The following is a 4360-nucleotide window of genomic DNA, read 5'->3' as shown; positions in this document are numbered from 1 at the left end:
GGCGTGACGCGGTGGCGGTGGGGACGCTGCGGCGCGGTGAGGGCGGTTTGGAGCGTTTCTGGCTGTCGGTGGGTGAGGCGTATACGGCCGGTGCGGCGGTGGACTGGGAGGCGGTCTACGCGGGGACCGGCGCCCGGCGGGTCGACCTGCCCACCTACGCCTTCCAGCACCAGCACTACTGGCTCGAAGCCGGCGCGGCCGTCCCCGCCGACGCCGTCGCCGTGGATCCCGCCGAGGCCCGCTTCTGGGAAGCGGTCGAACGCGAGGACGTCGACACACTCATCACCGAACTCGATGTCGCCGGCGACGAAACGTTCGGTTCGTTGCTGCCGGCGCTGGCCTCCTGGCGGCGGCGCGGCCGCGAGCGTTCCACCCTTGACGGCTGGCGCTACCGCGTCACCTGGAAGCCCCTCACCGAAAGCGGCAGCGGCGCCCAGCGGCTGACCGGCACCTGGCTGCTCCTCGTACCGGAGCGCACCGCCGAGGAGCAGCGCGACCGCCTGGACCAGTGGGACGCCGGAATCGTCCGGACGCTCACCGAACGCGGCGCCGACATACGGCGGATCGTCCTTGACGAGACCACGGCCGGACGCGCGGCCCTGACCGATCTGCTGACCCGGACACTCGCCGAGGCACCCGCCGTCAGTGGGGTACTGTCCCTGCTCGCACTCGACGAGCCGCCGCACTCCTCGCACGCCTCCGTCCCCGCCGGTGCCGCGGCCACCGTGGCCCTCGTCCAGGCGCTCGGCGACAGCGGGATCACCGCACCCCTCTGGTGCGCGACCCTCGGCGCCGTCTCCACCGGCGCCTCCGACCCGCTCACCGCCCCGGCCCAGGCACTCGTCTGGGGCCTGGGCCGAGTCGTCGCCCTTGAACACGGCGAGCGCTGGGGCGGCCTTGTCGACCTCACGGAGACCCCGGACGACCGCGCGCTCGGGCAGCTTGTGACCACCCTGGCCACGGCCGAGGAGGACCAGGTCGCGATCCGTCCCGCCGGCCTGTTCGTCCGCAGGCTGGTACGGGCCTCCCTGGCCGAGACCCCCGCCGTCCGGGCGTGGAAGCCGACGGGCACCACCCTGGTGACCGGCGGTACGGGCGCGCTGGGCGCCCAGGTGGCCCGGCTGCTGGCCCGTAACGGCGCCGACCACCTCGTCCTCACCAGCCGCCGCGGCCTTGACGCGCCGGGCGCGGCCGAGCTGCGTGACGAATTGACCGCCCTGGGCGCCCGGGTCACCGTCGCCGCCTGCGACGTCTCCGACCGCGCGCAGGTCGCCGCGCTGCTCGCGGCCGTACCGGACGAGCACCCGCTGAGGGCCGTCGTACACACCGCGGCCGTCCTGGACGACGGGGTCGTCGAGGGTCTCACCCCGGACCAGGTCGACCGGGTGCTGAAGGTCAAGCGGGATGCGACGGTGCATCTGCATGAGCTGACGAAGGATCTGGAGCTGTCGGCGTTTGTGCTGTTCTCGTCGTTCGCCGCGACGTTCGGGGCGCCGGGGCAGGGCAACTACGCGCCGGGCAACGCGTTTCTTGACGCGTTCGCCGAATACCGGCGTTCGCTCGGTCTGCCCGCGACCTCCATCGCCTGGGGCCCCTGGGGCGACGGCGGTATGGCCGAGGGTGCGGTGGGTGACCGGATGCGCCGGCACGGCATTGTCGAGATGGCTCCGGAACCGGCCCTCGCGGCACTTCAGCACATCCTGGACCGGGACGAAACGGCGCTTACCGTCATCGACATGGAGTGGAAGCGATTTGTCCTCGCCTTCACCTCGGGGCGCTCCCGCCCCCTCCTGTACGACCTGCCCGAGGCGCGTGAGGCCGCCAGAAGCGCGGGCGCCGAGAGCGACGAGGGCGACCGGGCCGGGGCCGCGGCCCTCGCTCGGCAGCTCGGCGGCCTGGCCGGCGCCGAACAGGAGCGCCTCCTGCTCGACCTGGTCAGAACGGCCGTCGCGACCGTGCTCGGCTACCCGGGCGCGGACGCCGTCGACGCCACCCGCGCTTTCAAGGAGCTCGGGTTCGACTCGCTGACAGCCGTCGAACTCCGCAACCGCCTGGGCGCGGCCAGCGGTCTCAAGCTGCCGCCGACCCTCATTTTCGACTACCCGACCCCGACCCTCCTCGCCCGGCATCTGCGCACCGAACTGTCCGGCGGGCACGCGGCTCTCGCGCCGCTGCCGGCTGCCACGGCGCTCACGGACGACGAACCGGTCGCCGTTGTCGCCATGAGCTGCCGCTTCCCGGGCGGCGTACGGACTCCGGAGGAGCTGTGGCAGCTTCTCGCCTCCGGCGGTGACGCGCTGTCCACGTTCCCGGCGGACCGTGGCTGGGATCTCGACAGCCTGTACGACCCGGACCCCGACGCGCAGGGCACCTCGTACACCCGCGAAGGCGGCTTCCTCGCCGACGCGGGACAGTTCGATCCGGCGTTCTTCGGGATCTCGCCGCGCGAGGCCATGGCGATGGACCCACAGCAGCGCATCCTGCTGGAAACGTCATGGGAGGCGTTCGAACGGGCCGGCATCGACCCGGCGACGCTGCGCGGCAGCCAGGCCGGTGTCTTCATCGGCACCAACGGCTCCGACTACTCGATCCTTATGCGCAGCACCACCGACGGATACGAGGGCCACCTCGCCACCGGCAGTGCGGCCAGTGTCGTCTCCGGCCGGCTCTCGTACACCTTCGGTCTCGAAGGCCCCGCCGTCACCGTTGACACGGCCTGCTCCGCGTCGCTCGTCGCCCTGCATCTCGCCGTGCAGGCGCTCCGGGGCGGCGAATGCTCGCTGGCCCTCGTCGGCGGCGTCACCGTCATGGCCACCCCCGGCACCTTCGTCGAGTTCAGCAGGCAGCGCGGCCTCGCCTCGGACGGCCGCAGCAAGGCGTTCTCGTCCGACGCCGACGGCTTCAGCCCGGCCGAAGGCGCCGGCATGCTGCTGGTGGAGCGGCTGTCCGACGCGCGGAAGAACGGCCACCCGGTCCTCGCGGTCGTCCGTGGCACCGCCATCAACCAGGACGGCGCGTCCAACGGACTGACCGCGCCCAACGGTCCCTCCCAGCAGCGCGTCATCCGCCAGGCCCTCGCCAACGCACGGCTGTCGCCCGCCGATGTGGATGTGGTGGAGGCGCATGGTACGGGGACGGCGCTGGGGGATCCGATCGAGGCGCAGGCGCTCCTCGCCACCTACGGCCAGGACCGGGACGCCGACCGGCCGCTGCTGCTGGGTTCGGTGAAGTCGAACATCGGGCATACGCAGGCGGCGGCCGGTGTGGCGGGTGTGATGAAGATGGTGCTGGCGATGCGGCACGGCCTGGTGCCGGAGAGCCTGCACATCGCCGAGCCCTCACCGCACGTCGACTGGTCCGCCGGAGCGGTGTCCCTGGTGACGGAACCGACCCCGTGGCCGGAGACCGGCGGACCCCGCCGGGCCGGCGTGTCGTCGTTCGGCTTCAGCGGTACGAACGCCCACGCGCTGCTGGAACAGGCTCCCGCCACGGACGAGGCCCCCGCGCCGGCCGCCCCCGAGCCGTCGAACGCGCCCGGACCCCTGCCATGGGTGCTGTCGGCCAGGAGTGAGGCGGCGGTACGCGGCCAGGCCGAACGGCTGCTCCGTCACCTCCAGGACAATCCGGACCCCCGGCCCGCGGATGTCGGCCTCTCCCTCGCGACCACCCGTACCGCGCTCGACCACCGAGCCGTACTGGTGGGCCAGGACCGGGACGACTTTGTCCGCGGACTGGACGCCCTGGCCACGGGCCACACCCCACCCCAGCTCGTACAGGGGGTGGCGGTGGGGGGTCGGACGGCGTTCGTGTTCCCCGGACAGGGGTCGCAATGGGTAGGCATGGCAGAGGAGCTGTTGGACGCTTCAAGCGTGTTTGCCGCCCGGATTGATGAGTGTGCCGACGCCCTGGCGGAGTTCACCGACTGGTCGTTGGTGGATGTGCTGCGGGGCGTCCCGGGTGCGCCGTCGTTGGAGCGGGTCGATGTCGTCCAGCCGGTGTTGTGGTCGGTGATGGTGTCGTTGGCGGGGTTGTGGCAGTCGGTGGGGGTGCGGCCTGCGGCGGTGGTGGGTCATTCGCAGGGGGAGATCGCGGCGGCGTGTGTGGCGGGGGTGTTGTCGTTGCGTGACGGCGCCCGGGTGGTGGCGTTGCGGAGTCGGTTGATTGGGCGGGTGCTGGCGGGTTTGGGTGGGATGGTGTCGGTGGCGTTGCCGGTGGCTGTGGTGCGGGAGCGTATTGCCGTCTGGGGTGAGGAGCGGGTCTCGGTGGCCGCGGTGAATGGTCCCTCCTCGGTGGTGGTTTCCGGTGAGGTTGAGGCGCTGGATGAGTTGGTGGCTGTGTGGGAGGGGGAGGGGGTGCGGGT

Annotated in this window: 1 protein-coding gene; it reads left to right on the top strand. The window is 72.3% G+C overall.

Annotated features, from left to right (window positions below):
* Positions 1-4360 (top strand): SDR family NAD(P)-dependent oxidoreductase (locus ABZ707_RS33300; protein ID WP_360182644.1); only part of this gene is annotated, 4360 nt, incomplete at both ends.

The organism is Streptomyces sp. NPDC006923 (genome assembly GCF_040635655.1).
Classification (GTDB): domain Bacteria; phylum Actinomycetota; class Actinomycetes; order Streptomycetales; family Streptomycetaceae; genus Streptomyces.
Note: the sequence above shows the minus strand (reverse complement) of the source record. Positions and strands in the feature narration are given on the sequence as shown.